The 18,682-nt window shown below is 68.3% G+C and carries 13 protein-coding genes; 7 read left to right on the plus strand and 6 right to left on the minus strand.

Going from position 1 to position 18,682, the window contains the following annotated elements; genetic code table 11:
- The first annotated feature begins 22 nt into the window (after nt 1-22).
- Nucleotides 23-1,135 (plus strand): phosphoserine transaminase, encoded by a 1,113-nt coding sequence (gene serC / locus ACN8HC_RS09825; RefSeq protein WP_490074649.1) that lies wholly within the window; start codon nt 23-25, stop codon nt 1,133-1,135.
- 89 nt (nt 1,136-1,224) lie between these two features.
- A complete protein-coding gene (gene pepN / locus ACN8HC_RS09830) occupies nt 1,225-3,861 on the plus strand; it encodes an aminopeptidase N (RefSeq protein ID WP_490074650.1) in 2,637 nt (878 codons plus the stop codon).
- A gap of 92 nt (nt 3,862-3,953) precedes the next feature.
- Here pepN and ACN8HC_RS09835 read toward each other — a convergent pair whose 3' ends face one another.
- Together ACN8HC_RS09835 and ACN8HC_RS09840 are read right to left on the minus strand one after the other, a co-directional pair.
- The gene (locus ACN8HC_RS09835; protein ID WP_490074651.1) at nt 3,954-5,252 is read right to left on the minus strand and encodes an MFS transporter; all 1,299 of its coding nucleotides are present in this window, start codon (nt 5,250-5,252) and stop codon (nt 3,954-3,956) included.
- A 61-nt stretch (nt 5,253-5,313) separates the two neighbouring features.
- Nucleotides 5,314-5,739 carry a MarR family winged helix-turn-helix transcriptional regulator gene (locus tag ACN8HC_RS09840; RefSeq protein ID WP_490074652.1) on the minus strand — a complete coding sequence of 142 codons (426 nt, stop codon included), beginning with the start codon at nt 5,737-5,739 and terminating at the stop codon, nt 5,314-5,316.
- Between the two features lie 131 nt (nt 5,740-5,870).
- On the opposite strand from ACN8HC_RS09840, the gene ACN8HC_RS09845 reads away from it, so the two are divergent.
- The 5 genes from ACN8HC_RS09845 to ACN8HC_RS09865 all read left to right on the plus strand — a co-directional run bounded on the left by ACN8HC_RS09845 (nt 5,871) and on the right by ACN8HC_RS09865 (nt 12,594).
- Nucleotides 5,871-6,569 (plus strand): response regulator transcription factor, encoded by a 699-nt coding sequence (locus tag ACN8HC_RS09845; protein WP_490074653.1) that lies wholly within the window; start codon nt 5,871-5,873, stop codon nt 6,567-6,569.
- Nucleotides 6,570-6,640: 71 nt separating this feature from the next.
- Nucleotides 6,641-8,191, plus strand: coding sequence for a sensor histidine kinase (locus tag ACN8HC_RS09850; RefSeq protein WP_490074654.1), 1,551 nt, complete (start codon nt 6,641-6,643; stop codon nt 8,189-8,191).
- 74 nt (nt 8,192-8,265) lie between these two features.
- On the plus strand, nt 8,266-9,825 hold the full coding sequence (locus ACN8HC_RS09855) for a S1C family serine protease (protein WP_490074655.1): 1,560 nt from the start codon (nt 8,266-8,268) through the stop codon (nt 9,823-9,825).
- A 342-nt stretch (nt 9,826-10,167) separates the two neighbouring features.
- Nucleotides 10,168-12,183: a HelD family protein gene (locus ACN8HC_RS09860; RefSeq protein WP_490074656.1), complete on the plus strand. Its 2,016-nt coding sequence runs from the start codon at nt 10,168-10,170 to the stop codon at nt 12,181-12,183.
- Nucleotides 12,184-12,285: 102 nt separating this feature from the next.
- Entirely contained in the window at nt 12,286-12,594 is a 309-nt protein-coding gene (locus tag ACN8HC_RS09865) for a WXG100 family type VII secretion target (RefSeq protein ID WP_490074657.1), read from the plus strand.
- 94 nt (nt 12,595-12,688) lie between these two features.
- Here ACN8HC_RS09865 and ACN8HC_RS09870 read toward each other — a convergent pair whose 3' ends face one another.
- The 4 genes from ACN8HC_RS09870 to ACN8HC_RS09885 all read right to left on the minus strand — a co-directional run bounded on the left by ACN8HC_RS09870 (nt 12,689) and on the right by ACN8HC_RS09885 (nt 18,638).
- Entirely contained in the window at nt 12,689-14,704 is a 2,016-nt protein-coding gene (locus tag ACN8HC_RS09870) for an NADPH-dependent 2,4-dienoyl-CoA reductase (RefSeq protein ID WP_490074658.1), read from the minus strand.
- A gap of 229 nt (nt 14,705-14,933) precedes the next feature.
- Nucleotides 14,934-16,565 carry a chaperonin GroEL gene (gene groL, locus ACN8HC_RS09875; RefSeq protein ID WP_490074659.1) on the minus strand — a complete coding sequence of 544 codons (1,632 nt, stop codon included), beginning with the start codon at nt 16,563-16,565 and terminating at the stop codon, nt 14,934-14,936.
- A gap of 391 nt (nt 16,566-16,956) precedes the next feature.
- Nucleotides 16,957-17,493 (minus strand): GNAT family N-acetyltransferase, encoded by a 537-nt coding sequence (locus ACN8HC_RS09880; protein WP_490074660.1) that lies wholly within the window; start codon nt 17,491-17,493, stop codon nt 16,957-16,959.
- Nucleotides 17,490-18,638, minus strand: coding sequence for a CaiB/BaiF CoA transferase family protein (locus ACN8HC_RS09885; protein WP_490074661.1), 1,149 nt, complete (start codon nt 18,636-18,638; stop codon nt 17,490-17,492). The genes ACN8HC_RS09880 and ACN8HC_RS09885 overlap by 4 nt, the downstream gene beginning before the upstream one ends.
- Between the last annotated feature and the right edge of the window lie 44 nt (nt 18,639-18,682).

An 18,682-nucleotide genomic window follows, 5' to 3' on the forward strand; every position in this document is an offset into this window, starting at 1 on the left:
TACCGCTGGCAAACTGTCCCCCGTGACCGACCAGCTCGTCATCCCCGACTCGTTGAAACCCGTGGACGGCCGCTTTGGCTCCGGTCCCAGCAAGGTGCGCAGCGAGCAGCTGGACAGGCTGCTGTCGCAAGGGCGGACGGTGCTCGGCACGTCGCATCGGCAGGCGCCGGTCAAGGATCTCGTCGGTGAGGTGCGCTCCGGGCTCATGGAACTCTTCGACCTGCCGGACGGCTACGAGATCGTCGTGGGCATGGGCGGCACCAATCTCCTCTGGGACGCAGCCTCGTTCGGGCTCATCCGCGATCTCGGCGCGTTCGCGGTCTGCGGCGAGTTCAGCGCGAAGTTCGCCACCGTCGCGCGCAAGGCGCCGTTCCTGGGCGACCCGGTCGTCAGCGAGGCACCGGCCGGCACGTCGATGCAGCTGAGCGCCACGCCGGACGCGGACGTCTATTGCTGGGCGCACAACGAGACCTCGACCGGCGTGGTCACGCCCGTCCGCCGCGTGCCCGGGTCCGGGGACGCGCTCATGTTGGTGGACGCCACTTCGGCCGCAGGTGCGGTGCCGGTCGACATCGCCGAGACCGATGTCTATTACTTCGCGCCGCAGAAGGTATTCGCCGCCGACGGCGGCCTCTGGTTCGCCGTCATGTCGCCGGCGGCACTGGCCCGCATCGCCGAGCTGACCGGGCAGCGGTGGACGCCCGCGATCCTGGATCTGCAGGTCTGTGTGGACAATTCGCGTCTCAACCAGACCTACAACACCCCTGCCGTCGCCACTTTCGGCCTCATGGCGGCGCAGCTGGACTGGATCCTGGGCAACGGCGGTCTCGCCTGGGCCGCCGAGCGCAGCGCCGCCTCGAGCCGCACCCTCTTCGAGTGGGCCGAGCGCACGCCATACACCTCACCGTTCGTGACCGATCCGTCCGAGCGTTCCCCGGTCGTGGGCACGATCGACTTCGACGGCGTCGATGCCGCCGTCGTCGCAAAGACGTTGCGCACCAACGGGATCGTGGACACCGAGCCCTATCGCAAGCTCGGCCGCAACCAGCTGCGGATCGGCATGTATCCCGCGGTCGACCCCGACGACGTCGCCGCGCTCACCGCCTGCATCGACTACGTGGTGGAACACCTCTGATGCCCTTTCGCCGAGAGGCTCACATCTGCACCGAGAGGCTCAGTTACAGAGGTGATTTGGCCGGGCGCAAGTGAGCCTGTCGGACGTTGGTGAGCCTCTCGGCGTGGGAGGTGGTGGCCCCCGAGGCGGTGCACCGGGCGGCATCAGCGACGATGGCCGGTATGGCTGCCCGCGACCTCAACCTCACTCGTGACGACTGCGCGCTGCGCGGTCGCCGGATCGCCGTCGACACCCACCGGGTCGACCTCGATCTGAGCGAGCTGGACCGGTCCGACGCCACGACCTTCGGCTCCCGGTCCACGATCCGCTTCACCAGCACGCACGCGTCGACCTGGCTCGATCTGATCGCCGACGAGGTCACCTCGGTCTCGGTCAACGGTGTCCCGGCTGACATCGCGTATGACGGCGGGCGCCTCACCGTCGACGGGCTGCGCACGGGTGACGTCGTCAACGAGGTCGTCGTGGAGGCGCGCTGCCGCTACAGCCGCACCGGCGAAGGAATGCATCGCTTCACCGATCCCGTCGACGAGAAGACTTACGCCTACACGCATTTCGAGCCCACTGACGCCCGCCGCACCTTCGCCTGCTTCGAGCAGCCGGACCTCAAGGCCCGTTTCACCTTCTCGGTGACCGCACCCGCGAACTGCCGGATCTTCAGCAACCAGGCGGTCGCCGAGGACCTCGCACGGAACACCGTGCACACGGTGACGTTCGCGCCGACACTGCCGCTCTCGTCATACCTCACCGCCGTGGCCGCCGGTCCCTTCCACGAGGTCCACGATGTATGGCGGGCCGAGCGCCCTGACGGCAGCGTTCTCGAGGTTCCACTGGGAGCCATCTGCCGCGACTCGATGGCCGAGCACCTGGAGTCGGAGGAGATCTTCCGGATCACCAAGCAGGGTCTGACGTTCTTCGACGAGAACTTCCGATTCCCTTACCCCTGGGGCAAATACGACCAGATCTTCCTGCCGGAATACAACATCGGTGCGATGGAGCACCCCGGGCTGGTCACCTTCAGCGAGGGCAGCTACATCTTCCGCGGCACCCCGAGCGAGACCCAACGTGAGTCGCGGGCCGAGGTCATCATGCACGAGATGGCGCACATGTGGTTCGGCGATCTGGCCACCCCGCGCTGGTGGGACGACACCTGGCTCAAGGAGTCGTTCGCCGATCTGATGGGTTACCTCGCCGCGACCGAGGCCGCCGGCTTCTCCGGCCCGTGGGTCACCTTCGCACTCGGCCGCAAGCAATGGGCTTACGTGCAGGACCAGTTGCCGACCACGCACCCGATCGTCGCCGACATCCCCGACCTCGAAGCCGCCCGGCAGAACTTCGACGGCATCACCTACGCCAAGGGCGCGTCGGTGCTCAAGCAGCTGATGGCGTATGCCGGTCGCGACGCGTTCTTCCCCGCGGCACAGCTGTATTTCCAGCGGCACGCCTTCGGCTCGACCGGGCTGCAGGACCTCATCGACGCGCTGCAGGACAGCAGCGAAACGGACCTGTCGAGCTGGGTGCCGACCTGGCTGGAGACCACCGGGCCTTCACAGATCCGGGTGGCCCGCGAGGGCGAAGAGCTTTACCTCACAACTGAATCCGTCGACCGGCTGACCGGCGCACCGATCGACCGCAAGCACCGCATCGTGGTGTCGACGTTCGGCCGGACCGCCGACGGTCTGGAGCGCACGGCACGCGTCGAGATGACCCTCGACGCCCCGAAGGTCGCCGTCCCGCTCCCGGCCGGCACGCGCGCCGACGTGGTCGTCGCCAACGACGACGATCTCACCTACGCCGTCCTGCGCCTGGACGACCGGTCGGTCATGACACTGCTGGCCGACCTCTCGTCCCTGGAGCCGACCCTCACCCGGGCGGTCGTCTGGTCGGCGCTCTGGAACGCCGTGCGCGATGCCGAACTGCACGCCGGCCACTACCTGATCGCGGTCGAGCGGAACGCCCGGACCGAGTCGGATGCCGGCCTGCTCGCCCTCGTCCTCCGCCAGGCGCGCGGTGCGCTCACCGGTTATCTCCCACCGGCCGAACGCGCTGAAGCTGCAATACATTTGGTCGCCGCAGTCGCCGACGGACTCGGGGCGGCACCGTCGGGTTCGGACCTGCAGCGCGCGTGGGCTCAGGCGCTCGCCATCACCGGCGGACTCTCCCCGGCCGGCGAGGAGCCGGTGCGCCGGACCCTCGACGGTTCCGTCACCGGCCTGGAGCTCACTCCGTCGCTGCGCTGGGAGCTGCTGACGGCGCTCGCGGAACTCGGCGCGGTCGACGAGGCCCGGCTGCACGACGAATACGGGGCCGACCCGACGATGAGCGGCGCGGTCGCGCGCGATCGTGCACTGGCTTCCCTGCCCGGTGCCACGGTCAAGCAGCGGGTATGGCGGGAACTCACCACCGACACCACGCTCACCAACGACCGGCAGCGTGCCCTGCTCGCCGGGTTCGTGACCGGCTCCGAGGAGGACACCGCCGGCTTCATCGATCCGTACTTCGAGGAAGTCGGCCGGTGGTGGGAACAGCAGACCATGGCCATGGCGACCCGGCTCGCCGCCGGGCTCTTTCCGCGAACCACCGTGGCCGAGGGCTTCGAAGACAACCCGGTCGTCGTGGCGGCCGAGAAGTGGCTCGCCATACATCAGGACGCGCCGCAGGCGTTGCGCCGCATCGTCCTCGAGGGACTGGACGACACCCGCCGCCGGCTGACGGCCCAACTCGGTTGACCGGCGCGTCTAGAGGATCGCGCCCAGGATCGCCACACCGACCAGGGCGACGAGCGCGACGACGACCACCAGGCGCTGGGTGCGCGGGGACATCATGCGACGCGCTGACTGGCGAGATCGGCGCTGGTGCCGTCACGGTGCCGCACCTCGAAGTGCGGGATCGGCCGCCCTTCCAGCCGGACCCGTAGGTCATCGCGTCGCATCAGATAGACCATCGTGCCGACCACGGTAGCCGCCGTGGCGACGCTGCCCACGAGGATGGTCCACCGCGCGCCGAACGCCGACCCGATCCAGCCGATCAGCGGCGCACCGACCGGCGTGCCACCCATGAAGATCGCCATGTAGAGCGCCATCACCCGGCCGCGCATCACCGGCGTGACGCTGAGCTGCACGGTGGCGTTGGCCGTGTTGAGGCAGGTGATCGCGCACAGTCCGGTCGGGATGAGGAACACCGCGAAGAGCAGGTATGACGGGGCGAGTGCCGCGAATGCGGAGAAGACCATGAACCCGGCGAGCGACCCCAGCACGATCCGCAGTCGCGGCCGTTGCCGGCGTGCAGCCATCAGCGCACCGGCGAGCGAGCCGATCGCCATGACCGAGCCGAGGAGGCCGTATTCGGCAGCGCCCTTGTGGAAGATGGTGGTGGCCATCAGCGCGATGGTCAGCTGGAAGTTCATGCCGAACGTGCCGAGCATGAAGACCATGAACATGATGAGCATGATGTCCGGCCGGCGCTTGACGTAGTGGAGGCCTTCGCGGACCTTGCCCTTGCCGCGGACCTGTGGCGCCGGCATCAGTTCGCGCGGACGCATCGCCTTGAGCGCGATGAGAACCGCCACGAACGAGAACGTGTTGAAGACCAGCGTCTGCCCGGTGCCGAGCAGGCCGATGCAGAGGCCCGCGATGCCGGGGCCGATGAGGCGGGCCGCGTTGAACGACGTGGCGTTCAGGCCGACCGCGTTGCTGAGCAGGTCGGATTCGACCATCTCGGAGACGAAGGCCTGCCGGCCCGGATTGTCGAGGGCGGTCGCCACGCCCTGCAGCAGCGCGAGCGCGTAGACGTGCCACAACTGCACGACGCCGCCGAGGACGAGGGCGGCGAGCAGTGCGGAGGTGACGGCGAGCGCCGTCTGGGTGCCGAAGAGCACCCGGCGCTTGGGGAAGCGGTCGGTGATCGCGCCGGCCCACGGCGCGAGGGCGACGACCGGCGCGAACTGCAGCGCGGTGACGATGCCGAGGGCGGTGGAGTCGTGGTCGGTCAACTGGGTGAGGACCAGCCAGTCCTGGGCGGTGCGCCCCATCCAGGTGCCGATGTTCGACACGAGGGCGCCGGCGAAGTAGACGCGGTAGTTGTAGACGGACAGGGACGCGAACGTCCGGCTTCTACTCACTCGGGGTCCCCGCGAAGTATTCGGAGGAGCGGAGCGGGGGAGAAACTTCGTGGGGTGATTTTCATGTGGAGGACACCACCCTGTCCAGGATGTCCGCTGCCTGACGCAGCACGTCACACTCCTCGTCCGAGATGTTGCGTATCCGGGTATGTACCCACTCGTCACGTGACCGCCTGATGCCGAGCAGCTTCTTGCGCCCTTCCGGGGTGATCTGCAGCCGCACCTGACGCCCGTCGTCCGGGTCGGACTCACGGCGCACGTAGCCCTGGTCGACCAGTGCGTTGACGGTGCGCGTCATCGACGGGGCGCTGACGCACTCGAGCTCGGCCAGTTCGCGAGGGGTGCGCACCTGCGTCTCCAGCTTTCCCAGCACCGACACCTGGTGCGGTGGCAGGACCGAGCCTCCGGAAAACCGGACCCGCCTGCTGATCCGCATGCAGACCGACCGGAGATCGACCGCGAGTTGTCTTCGTTCGGCAGGAGTCACGATACTTAGCATAACTCATTAACACAGCTAAGTACATTTGCCGAGCCGTTTCGGCAACTCTCCACCGGCCTCCGGAGCAATATCATGGGACTCTCAGACAATTCCCAGCGTCGGAGGTCACAGTGACGGGCATGAACTCACCGGAAGCACGTCTCCTTGTGGTCGAGGACGAGACCAACATCCGCGAATTGCTCGCAACCAGCTTGAAGTTCGCCGGTTTCGAGGTGCACACCGCAGCCAACGGCAACGAGGCCCTCACCGTCGCCGGCGAGCACCCGCTCGACCTCGCCGTGCTCGACGTGATGCTGCCGGACATGGACGGTTTCACCGTCACCCGCAAGCTGCGCGGCAACGGCATCGACCTGCCGATCGTCTTCCTGACGGCCCGCGACGCCGTCGAGGACAAGGTCAAGGGGCTGACCGTCGGTGGGGACGATTACGTGACCAAGCCGTTCAGCCTGGAGGAGGTCGTCGCCCGCATCCGTGCGGTGCTGCGTCGCACCCACGTCGAGGACGACTCTCGCTCGACCGTGCAGGTCGCTGACCTCGAGCTCGACGAGGACTCGCACGAGGTACGCCGCGCCGGCCAGGTGATCGAGGTCTCCCCCACCGAGTTCAAGCTGCTGCGCTACCTCATGCTCAACCAGGGCCGGGTGCTGTCCAAAGCCCAGATCCTCGACCACGTCTGGGATTACGACTTCCGGGGTGAGGCCGGCATCGTGGAGAGCTACATCTCCTACCTGCGGCGGAAGATCGACGTCGGCGACGTCGCTCCGTTGATCCACACCAAGCGCGGCGTCGGCTACGTGCTGCGCGCACCGCGGGAGTGACCCGAGTCGAGCACACCGCTTCACCGGTCCGGCCGGAACACGGCCACCGGATGCAGCAAGATGAAGAGAAGATGAGAAACGGATCTTCTCCCAACCTGCGGCGGGTCGGGCACGAACTGTCCGCCATGCCGCTGCGGCTACGCCTCACGGTACTGCTCATGGTGCTGCTCGCCGTCGCCCTGCTCGTCACCGGCACCGCCGTGACGACCCAGGTGCGCAGCTTCATGACGGCACGCCAGGATGCCGAACTCCGCGCCGCCAGCGCTCACCTGGTCGACGGCGCGGTGGCCAACCAGGCGACCGAACAACGAGCCTTCGCCTACGTGCCGACCAACACCTACGCCATCGAGCTGCTGACCATCGACGGTCAGGAACGCAGCCTGATGACCGATCCGGGCAACTCGGCACACGGCACCCTGCCGGCGATCCCCAATCTGACCAGCACCGACCCCCGGGTCACCAGCGGGCGCGTCTTCAGCGTCGGCTCGCAGAACGGCGGCGGCACCTGGCACGTGGTCGCGGGCACGGTCACCGACGAGGGCGTCACCTACGTCTACGCAGTGGCCGTCTCCATGGACCACACCCAGGAGGTGATCGAGCACCTCGAGCTGGTGATCGTGCTGGTCGGTCTCGTCGCCCTGGTGGCCTGCGCGGGTCTCGGCTGGTTCGCCGTACGGCGGGCGTTGCGCCCGTTGCGCGAGATCGAGGACACGGCCAAGAAGATCGCCGGCGGTGATCTCACCCAACGCGTTCCCGCGCCCGGCGCCCAGGACGAGATCGGCAGCCTCAGCAAATCGCTCAACGTCATGCTGGCGCGCATCGAGGACTCCTTCGCCGTACGCCGCGCGTCCGAGGAGCGGATGCGCCGGTTCGTCGCCGACGCGTCGCACGAATTACGGACGCCCCTCGCCACGGTGCGGGGGTATGCCGAGCTCTTCCGCCAGGGCGCGGTCTCCACGCCTGCGGACGTGCGGTCCGCGATGCGCCGCATCGAGGACGAGGCAACCCGGATGGCCGCGATGGTCGACGACCTGCTGCTCCTCACCCGGCTCGAGCGCCGGCACAAGGACAGCACCGAAAAGCCGCACAGCCCCGTCGATCTGACCGTCCTCGCGGCGGACGCGGTGCAGGACGCGACCGCGATCGACCACAGCCGGGACGTGCGGCTGATCGGACTGCACGGCCCGGTGCGACCGACCACTGTGCTCGGCGATGACGCGGCGCTGCGCCAGGTCGTGACGAACCTGGTGGCCAATGCGATCGGCTACACACCCTCCGGCACTCCCATCGAGGTCGCCGTGGGGGCGGCGAACGGCACGGCCGAACTGCAGGTGATCGACCACGGCGACGGCATCCCACCCGACCTGCGCGAACGCATCTTCGAGCGGTTCTACCGCGCGGACGCGTCGCGCAACAGTGAGCGCGGCGGGAGCGGGCTGGGGCTGGCGATCGTGACCGCGATCGTGCAGAGCCACAAGGGCACTGTGGAGGTGCGGGACACCCCCGGCGGTGGTGCCACCTTCGTCGCGAAAATACCCTCGGTCACGACAGAGGCCGACCGAACCGCCGCGAACCCGGGCGTCCGTGAGCCACAGGAGGCGCACAGGCATGGCGAAGCATGAGAACAGCCGCGCGACGTTCAGTGGAGGCCAGGAAGCCGGCGAACGCGGCACACACACCACGAGGGGTATGAAGCATGTCGTTTGAGCAGCACCCTGAGCAGGACGGCGGGAGGCGCGATCCCCAGGATGCCGAGACGACCGGACGCATCTACGGAGCCGACGACCACACCGCGCACCTGCCGGCGCACCCGCGGCCCGAGCACGAGGGCGGCACGCAGCAGGGCCCTTCGGGTGCCCAGCAGCAGTACGGCGGGGGTCAGCAGACGTATGGCGGACCCCAGCAGCAGTCCTACGGCACCGGATCGCAGCAGCAGCCGTACGGCGCGGGGTCGCCCCAGCAGTCGTACGGCGCCGGGGCGCCCAATCCCTATGCGCCGCCGGCGCAGCACCACGCCGGCAGCGCGGGCAACGGTTACGGCGTCCCGTCATACGCCTCGAACACGCCGTACCGTCCCGGCGACAACGGCACCGGAAGCAAGAAGCGCACCCGCTGGGCGGCGGTGCCCCTGGCGGCCCTTCTCGCCGCCGTCCTGGCCAGCGGTGGCACCTACGCACTGACCCAGGACAACGGCGGTTCCTCAGCGAGCAGCGGCTCCCACACGACAGTGGTGCAGGCCGACCCCGCGGACTTCGCCAACGCCGGCACGGTCGACTGGTCCGCCACCGCGAGCAAGGTCGGGCCCAGCGTCGTGTCGATCACCGTCCTCGCGGGCAACGCCGGCGACCAGGGTTCGGGCGTGATCCTGGACAAGGCCGGCAACATCGTGACCAACAACCACGTTGTCACCGGCGCGGGCAGCAACCCGAAGGTCACGGTGACGCTCAACGACAACCGCACCTACGAGGCGAAGGTCGTCGGCACCGACCCGAGCACCGACCTCGCGGTCGTCAAGCTGGTCAAGCCGCCGAACGATCTGAAGCCGATCAGCTTCGGCGACGACAAGAAGCTGGTCGTCGGGCAGCCGGTGATGGCGGTCGGCAACCCGCTCGGCCTGTCCGGCACCGTGACCACCGGCATCGTGAGCGCGCTGAACCGGCCGGTCACCACCCAGCAGGAGAGCCAGGGCGGCGGCAGCGACCCGTTCGGCGGGTCGCAGTCGTCGCAGGACAACAGCTCAACCACCAATGCCATCCAGACCAGCGCGGCGATCAACCCCGGCAACTCCGGTGGCGCACTCGTCAACGGGTCCGGCAAGCTGATCGGGATCAACTCGTCGATCGCGACTCTCGGTCAATCGTCAGGTTCTTCTCAGTCCGGCAACATCGGAATCGGGTTTGCTATCCCTGTGAGCGTCGTCCAGAACATCACCTCGCAGCTGATCAAGACCGGAAGGGTGAAGCACGCTCAGCTGGGTGTTCGAGTTTCGTCGCAGCCGACCTCGGTCAAGCTCGGCAACGCGACGGTGCAGGCCGCCAAGATCGTTTCGGTCAACAGTGGCTCGCCGGCCGCCAAGGCTGGCCTCAAGGCGGGCGACGTGGTCACGAAGTTCAACGGCGAACAGGTTTCATCCTCCGACGCGCTCGTCGGTTACGTCCGAGCGCTCAACGTCGGGGACAAGGTCACGCTGACCATCGTGCGCGGTGGGCAGCAGCAGAACGTCACGGTCACGCTGGGCGAGGCATCGTCTGGTTAGGCCGCGACGAAAAGGACCCCGGGTAACTCTCCCTTCCTCCGTGCCCGGTTGGTCCTGACGGGGTGGATCCGGCTTGTGACGGGGCCGGATCTCGCGAGGGGCGCCTCCTACGGCGGAGGTGGCGGAATCGAGCGCTATACTCGCTCTTCCCCCACCATCAACCGCCGGAAGAGGCGCCCCTTTCGCCTCACCCCACGAAGTTTCTCCTCCGCTCCGGCACCCCACGAAGTTTCTCCCCGCTTCGCTCCTCCGAATACTTCGTGAGGACCCCGCCATCGCTCCCCCGAATACTTCGCGGGGACCCCGAGACCAAAGTCACCGTCAATCCCTCGGAGTTGCCCGTTGACCCCTGAACTGGACGCCGAACGCGCCTATCTCGCAGCGGCACGCGCCGACCTGGCCCGGATGCGGGAACGTGCTGAGTCCCTGGACCCGACGCGGGCCAGTGACGGCGACTCGGCATACGAGCTGGCCGTCACGCTCGCCCGGCGAGTCGCGTCCCTGCAGGACGACCCGCACACCGCGCTCTTCTTCGGCCGGCTCGACCTCGTCGACCCGCCTTCTCGTTACATTGGTCGGCGGCACGTGAGCAACGAGGACGGCGACCCGGTCGTGCTCGACTGGCGCGCGCCGGTGTCGACCGCGTTCTACCGCGCTTCGCGCACTGAGCCGATGGGGGTCGTACGTCGGCGCCGGTTCGGGATCGACCACGGTCAGATCTCCGCGATCGAGGACGAAAACCTGCTGGCTGCAGATGAGTCCCGCGGTTCCAGTCAGATCCTGGCGCACGAGATCGAGCGCCCACGTACGGGACCGATGCGCGACATCGTCGCGACCATCCAGCCGGAGCAGGACGAGATCGTCCGCTCCGACGTCGACGTGTCGGTGTGTGTCCAGGGTGCTCCGGGCACCGGCAAGACGGCGGTCGGCCTGCACCGCGCCGCCTGGCTGCTCTACACGCACCGCGATCGGCTGGACCGCTCGGGCGTCCTCGTCGTCGGGCCGAACCGCGCCTTCCTCGACCACATCAGCGCCGTTCTGCCGGCGCTCGGCGAGATCCGGGTCGAGCACTCCACCGCCGCCGATCTGGTCGCGCACGCGCGAGTGCGGACAGCAGACAGCACCGAAGCCGCTCGCCTGAAAGGCGATTCGCGTATGGCGGAGGTGCTCCGCCGGGCACTCTGGTCCCGCGTCGGCAAACCCCCAGAAGCCCTGGTCGTGCCGCGCGGATCCCGCAAATGGAGGATCCCGGCATACGAGGTGCAGGAGATCGTCGACGAGCTGACCACCCGCGGGGTGCGGTTCAACGCGGCTCGCGACATGCTCCCCCGCCGCCTCGCCCACGCCGTTCTGCTGCGCATGGAACGCGCGGGCGACTCGCCGGACGACCGGGTGCAGGAGTCGGTGGCCCGGAGTGCGCCGGTGAAGAAGTACGCCGCGTCGATCTGGCCGGCCGCGGACCCGACGCAGGTCCTCTTCGACCTGTGGTCCTCGCCGGAGATCCTCGGGGACGCGGCAGCGGAGGTGCTGTCCGCCGAGGAACAACGAATGCTGCTGTGGGACAAGCCTGCTCGCAGCAGAGGCAGCGCGAAGTGGTCGATGGCGGACCTGACGCTCCTCGACGAACTCCATGACCTCATGGGCCGCACCCGCAGCCTCGGGCATGTGGTCCTCGACGAGGCGCAGGACCTGTCACCGATGCAACTGCGTGCGGTCGGTCGACGCTGTTCGACCGGCTCGGTCACCGTGCTCGGGGACATCGCCCAGGGCACGACACCGTGGGCGACCGACAGCTGGGCGGAGGCGATGGGGCACCTCGGCAAACCCGACCACCATCTCGAGGTGCTCGACCGCGGCTTCCGGGTGCCGGCGTCGGTGATCGACTTCGCGGCGCGGCTGCTGCCGAGCATGGCGCCCGGGCTCGGCGCACCGGTCAGTGTCCGCGACAACCCCGGCGAGCTGACGTTGTTGCCGGTGGACCGGGCACGCGCCCTCGACACCCTCGTCTCCGTTGTCCGCTCCGGGCTCGCCGGCGAAGGGTCGGTGGGCGTCATCGTGCGTGACGCGGAGGGCGCGAAGGTGTCGAAAGCGCTGCACGCAGAAGGAATCGAGCACGGTCGCCTCGACGTCGACACGGGCGACGAAGCCGATCACCGCGTCCAGGTGATCCCCGCCACGGTGGCGAAAGGCCTGGAGTTCGACCAGGTCGTAGTGCTCGACCCGGCCGACATCGCGGACGCCGAACCGGACACGCGCACCGGGCTGCGTCGTCTGTATGTCGTGCTCACCCGCGCTGTTTCGTCACTCACCGTCATACATTCCCGGCCGCTGCCGGCGGAGCTCGCCGAGATCGGCTGATGCCTCCCGTCACTGTGGATAACTTCTGCGGGCGACCGGCAGCGTTGCCTAGCGTCGACCCATCACGTTCGCATCCGGCGGACGGCTTCATGGGAGGCAGACATGCACACACCGAACGACGGCTACTCCGTCAGCAGCGCGGACCTCGGCACGCACAGTTCCGACATCGCCCAGATGGCGGAGGAGATCGACCTGTTGATGCAGCGGATGAAGGGCAAACTGGCCAACCTGCAGTCGAATTGGACCGGCAAGGGCGCCAACCAATACGCCGCGCTCAACGCCGAGTGGGCGAAGGCGCAGACCAAGGTCCGCACTGCGCTGAGTGAGATCGGCGTCGCCGTGGGTTCCGCCGGCACGGCCTACGCCCAGGTCGAGGCCGACGTGGTCAAGGCGTTCACGCCGAGCGCCTGACAACGGGACTGTTTCTGAGGTCAGCTCGTGCCGGCCGAAGGCCGGACCATCAACATCGGGTCGACGACGGAAGGATGAGGAACGAATCCTCCCGTCAGATCATGGCTACCAGCTCGGTGGCCTGTGCGATCGCGCGCTTGGCATCGAGCTCGGCGGCGACGTCGGCGCCGCCGATGACGTGCCGGGCCGCGTCGCCGTCGCGCGCGAGTTCACGCACGGACTCCTGGCCGGCACAGATGACGATGGTGTCGACCTCGAGGGTGCGCTGCTGCGGTTGCCCGCTCCTGTGCCGCACGGTGATGTGCAGGCCGGCGTCGTCGATGCGTTCGTATGACGCCGAGCCGATCAATTCGACCTGCGCGTCCTTGAGCGCGGCACGGTGCACCCAACCGGTGGTCTTGCCGAGACCGGCGCCGAGCGGGGCGGGCTTGCGCTGCAGCAGATGGACCCGCCGGCGCGGCTCGGCTGGCCGCTTCGCGGTGAGACCGCCCGGCGCCATCGGATCGTCGGTCACGCCCCACTGCGCCTGCCAGTCGGCCAGTTTCTCGTGCTGGTCCTGGAGCAGGAACTCGCTGACGTCATACCCGATGCCACCGGCGCCGATGACGGCGACGCGGTGTCCGGCTTCGACCTCGCCGCGCAGCAGTGCGTCGTACAGAACGACGCTGGGGTGGTCGATGCCCGGGATGTCGGGCACCCGTGGGCGGACGCCGGTGGCGACGATGACGTCGTCGAAGCGGCGCAGGTCGCCCTCGCCCGCCACGGTGTTCAGTCGGACGTCGACACCGAGGACCTCCAGCCGCCGCTCGTAGTAACGCAGCGTCTCGGCGAACTCCTCCTTGCCGGGGATCCGCATCGCCAGCCGGAACTGTCCGCCGAGCTGCGAACTGCCCTCGAAAAGCGTGACCTGGTGCCCGCGTTCGGCGCACGAGACCGCGGCGGCGAGCCCGGCCGGACCGGCACCGACGACCGCGATGCGCCGCTGCCGCCCCGCGGGCACCGGCAGCAACACGAGAGAGGTTTCCCGGCCGGCGCGGGGGTTCACCAGGCAGCTCGCCTTCTTGTTCGCGAACGTGTGGTCGAGGCACGCCTGGTTGCAGGCGATGCAGGTGTTAATCTCGTCGGCGCGGTTGTCCTGCGCCTTGCGGACGAGGTCGGGATCGGCGAGCAGCGGGCGCGCCATCGACACCAGGTCCGCCTGCCCGTGCGCGAGGATCTGCTCGGCCACGTCCGGGGTGTTGATCCGGTTGGAGGCGATGACCGGTAGGTCGACCTCCTGCTTCAGCCGGGCCGTCCAGTCGACGAACGCCGCCCTCGGCACGGAGGTCACGATCGTCGGCACGCGGGCCTCGTGCCACCCGATGCCGGTGCCGAACATCGAGGCGCCGGCCTCCTCCAGTTTGCCGGCGAGCGTGACGACTTCGTTCCACGTCTGGCCCTGCTGGACCAGGTCGAGCAGCGAGATCCGGTAATTAACAATGAAATCGGGACCGATCTCGTCACGCACGCGTCGCACGATCTCCACCGGGAAGCGCATCCGCTTCTCAGCGGTGCCACCCCAGGCGTCGGTGCGGTCGTTGGTCTGTGCCGCTAGGAACTGGTTGATCAGGTAGCCCTCGGAGCCCATGATCTCGACGCCGTCATACCCCGCGATCTTGGCCAACCGCGCCGCCCGGACGAACGCATCGATCGTGCGCTCCACTCCCCTGGCGGACAGCGCCCGTGGTCTGAACGGCGTGATGGGCGACTTGCGACCGCTCGCCGACCGAATGAAGGGGTGATAGCCGTAGCGTCCCGAATGCAGCAACTGCACCAGGATGCGGCCGTTCTCGGCGTGTACGGCGTCGGTGACCGCGCGGTGCTTGCCGGCGGCGCGCCGGGTGGTCAGCAACGAGCCGGCGGGAAGCAGCCAGCCCTCGATGTTGGGTGCGAAGCCGCCGGTCACGATGAGTCCGGTGCCGCCGCGGGCCCGTTCGGCGAGGTATGCCGCCAGCCGGCCGAAGTCCTTGCTGCGGTCCTCCAAGCCGCTGTGCATCGAGCCCATGACCACCCGGTTGCGCAGCCGCACGCCGTCGATCTCAAGGGGTGCCAGCAGTCGCTCGTATGCCACGGATTGCCGCCTTCGCGCGTCGGGTGTGCGCCGATGTTACCAGCGAGTAGCAGAGCTGCGGGGCGGCGCCATACCGAACGCGAACGGCCGCCCACCCTTGCGGGTGGACGGCCGCCGATGCGTCTGTGGACTCAGAAGCCCATTTTTCTGGGCTTCTTCCTCGCACTCCACTTCGGCCGCCCGCTTCGCTCCTTCGTCGCTGCGCGGACAACCTCCGTTTCGCGCTTCGTCAGAAGCCCATGTCGCCCATGCCACCGGACGGATCCGCCGGCATCGCCGGCGTCTTCTCCGGCTTGTCGGCGATGACCGCCTCGGTGGTGAGGAACAGCGCGGCGATCGAGCCGGCGTTCTGCAGCGCCGAACGGGTCACCTTGGTCGGGTCCGGGATGCCGGCCTCGAGCATGTCGACATACTCACCGGTGGCGGCGTTGAGGCCCTCACCGACGGGCAGCGTGGCCACCTTGGCGGCGACGACACCCGGCTCCAGGCCCGCGTTGGCAGCGATCTGCTTCAGCGGCGCGGAAGCGGCGACCTGGACGATGTTGGCACCGGTGGCCTCGTCACCCTCGAGCTTGAGGGAGTCGAAGGCGACCTTCGCGGCCTGCAGCAGCGCAACGCCACCACCGGCGAGGATGCCCTCCTCGACCGAGGCCTTGGCCGCACGGACGGCGTCCTCGATGCGGTGCTTGCGCTCCTTCAGCTCCACCTCGGTGGCCGCGCCGACCTTGATGACCGCAACACCGCCGGCCAGCTTGGCCAGGCGCTCCTGCAGCTTCTCGCGGTCGTAGTCGGAGTCGGAGTTCTCGATCTCGGCGCGGATCTGGTTGACCCGGCCCTGGATCTGGTCGGCGTCGCCGGCGCCCTCGACGATGGTGGTCTCGTCCTTGGTGACCACGATCTTGCGCGCCTTGCCCAGCAGGTCCAGCTCGGCGGTGTCGAGCTTGAGGCCGACCTCCTCGGAGATGACCTGGCCACCGGTCAGGATCGCGATGTCGCCCAGCATGGCCTTGCGACGGTCACCGAAGCCCGGAGCCTTGACGGCAACGGACTTGAAGGTGCCGCGGATCTTGTTGACCACCAGGGTCGACAGGGCCTCGCCCTCGACGTCCTCGGCGATGATCGCGAGCGGCTTGCCGGACTGCATGACCTTCTCCAGCAGCGGCAGCAGGTCCTTGATGCTCGAGATCTTCGAGTTGACGATCAGGATGTAGGGGTCCTCGAGCACGGTCTCCATGCGCTCGGTGTCGGTCACGAAGTAACCGGAGATGTACCCCTTGTCGAAGCGCATGCCCTCGGTGAGCTCCAGCTCCAGACCGAAGGTGTTGCTCTCCTCGACGGTGATGACGCCTTCCTTGCCGACCTTGTCCATGGCCTCGGCGATCAGCTCGCCGACGCTGGCGTCGCCACCGGCGGAGATCCCGGCGACCGCCGCGATCTGCTCCTTGGTGTCGATCTCCTTGGACGCCTTGGTCAGCTCGTCGGACACGGCGCCGACAGCGGCCTCGATGCCACGCTTCAGAGCCATCGGGTTGGCGCCGGCGGCCACGTTGCGCAGGCCTTCCTTCACCATGGCCTGGGCAAGCACCGTCGCCGTGGTGGTGCCGTCACCGGCCACGTCGTCGGTCTTCTTGGCAACTTCCTTGACGAGCTCGGCGCCGATCTTCTCGTAGGGCTCGTCGAGCTCGATCTCCTTGGCGATGCTCACACCGTCGTTGGTGATGGTGGGGGCGCCCCACTTCTTCTCCAGGACGACGTTGCGGCCCTTCGGGCCGAGGGTGACCTTGACGGCGTCGGCGAGGGTGTTCATGCCCCGCTCGAGCCCGCGCCGGGCCTCCTCGTCGAATGCAATGGTCTTGGCCATGTGCAGTCCAATCCTCACGTGTTGTTGCGGAGTCAGTCGTATGGCGCCCGCGACGGACGAGCCGGTCCTTCGGCGCTGTCTGAGCACCGCGAGGTCCGACCCTCGCCATACATCCGAACTATCACTCTTAACTGGAGAGTGCTAACCCCATTATTGGCACTCTCGGGGGGAGAGTGCAAACGCGTCGGCGCACCAACTTCGGTCAATGACGGCTTCTTCGCCGAACGGCGGCACGATCTCCCCGTCACCGGACGAACTGACCGTCACTCAGCGAAGCCCGTCTCCGCGAGCACCCGCGCTGCGACGTCTCCTGCCGTGCCGAACGCGCCGTATGGAGCACGCTTGGCACGGTCGAACGAGGCCCTCTGGCTTCGATGGTGCCGAACGCGCTTCATGGAGCACGTTTGGCACCATCGAATGAGCTGGTCCGGCTTGCGAGGACGTGATTCGTCCAGCCGCCCCTGCTCAGCACAAGCCGCTCCTCGACCGTCCAGCCACATCGCTCGTAGAACGACACCGCGTCGTCACCGGTCGAGACCCAGACCTCGAGGAAACCACGGTCGCCGGCCTGACGCCGCAGCCCGTTCACCAGCTGCCGGGCAATGCCTTCACCGCGACGATCGGCACGGACCACGAGCCCCAGAAGCCATGGGTGGCGTCCGCGGCGTTCGGATTCCGTGAGTGCGTCATCGCCTTCCCCGAGGCCGACGGCGCCCAGGACCGCGCCGGAGTCGTCCAGCGCGACAAGCGTGATCGGCAGATGGGCGCGACCACATTCTCGAGCGGTGATCTGGATCCACTCCTCGCGCGAGGTGGTGTCGTATCCCCACTCCCGCCACCGCAACTCCCCGACCTGCGCGATGAGTTCGGCATCATCCGCCACCTGGACTATCCGCACGCCGCTGCCGGTCCCGGGGGAACCCGTCATTGACGGAGTGGCCCGATGACTCCGGCGTCGGCCAACCGCCGGAGGTCGGAGTGGGTGTAGCCGAATTCGCCGAGCACCGTGGCCGTTTCGTCCTCGACGGAGTCGTCCGGTAGCTCGGTCGGTGTCGCACTGAACCGCGGCGCAGGCGCCGGGTGACGTATGGCGCCGGCGTCGACATACACACCGCGTTCGACCAGGTGCGGGTCGGCGGCAGCCTCATCGGGCTCCAGCACCGGCACCACGCACGCGTCCGAGCCGGCAAACAGCTCGACCCACTCGTCGCGGGTGCGAGTCGCGATGCGCGCCGCGAACGTCTCACGCCAGGCCCGCCATCGACTGCGGTCGTGCTGCGCCGCCGGGTCGATCGACAGGCCGAGCCCCTCGAGAAGCGCCGCGTAGAACTTCGGTTCGACGGCGCTCACCGAGAGCCACTTGCCGTCGGAAGTGCGATAGACCCGGTAGAACGGCGCACCACCGTCGAAGAGGTTGCCGCCGGGCGGCGACTCCCACAGTCCGCCGGCCAGCATTCCCTGGTGCATCGCGGTGAGCAGCGCTGCACCGTCCACGATCGCCGCGTCGACGACCTGCCCCTCCCCCGTCTGCTGCACCGCGAAGAGTGCACTCAGCACGCCGATCACGAGCAACATTCCGCCACCGCCGAAGTCGCCCAGCATGTTCAGCGGCGCCACGGGCCGACCGTCGTCACCGACGCAGGGTGCGAGCGCGCCGGACAGTGCGAGATAGCCCAGGTCATGGCCGGCCTCCGTGGCGCGGGGGCCGTCCTGCCCCCAGCCCGTCATCCGCCCGTAGACCAGCCGCGAGTTGGCGGCCAGCAGATCGTCCGGGCCGACGCCCAGCCGCTCGGCGACGCCCGGCCGGAACCCCTCGACAAACACCTCAGCGCCCGCCGCGAGGTCGCGGATCACGTCCGCGCCGGCCGGATGCTTCAGGTCGACGTGAACCCGCCGTCGCCCGCGCAGCAGCACCTGGTGCGCAGCAGCCGACGCCGGCATACCTCCGGCGTCATCGAGCCGCGCGACGTGGATCACCTCGGCGCCGAGGTCGGCGAGCAGCATGCCCGCAAATGGCGCGGGACCGATCGCGGCGAGCTCGATGACCCGCACGCCCTCCAGTGGACCCGGCATCACGCCTCCAACTAGTGACTAAGCGCTTGCTTAGCACTTACTGT

This window comes from Flexivirga sp. YIM B11880 (assembly GCF_058148645.1).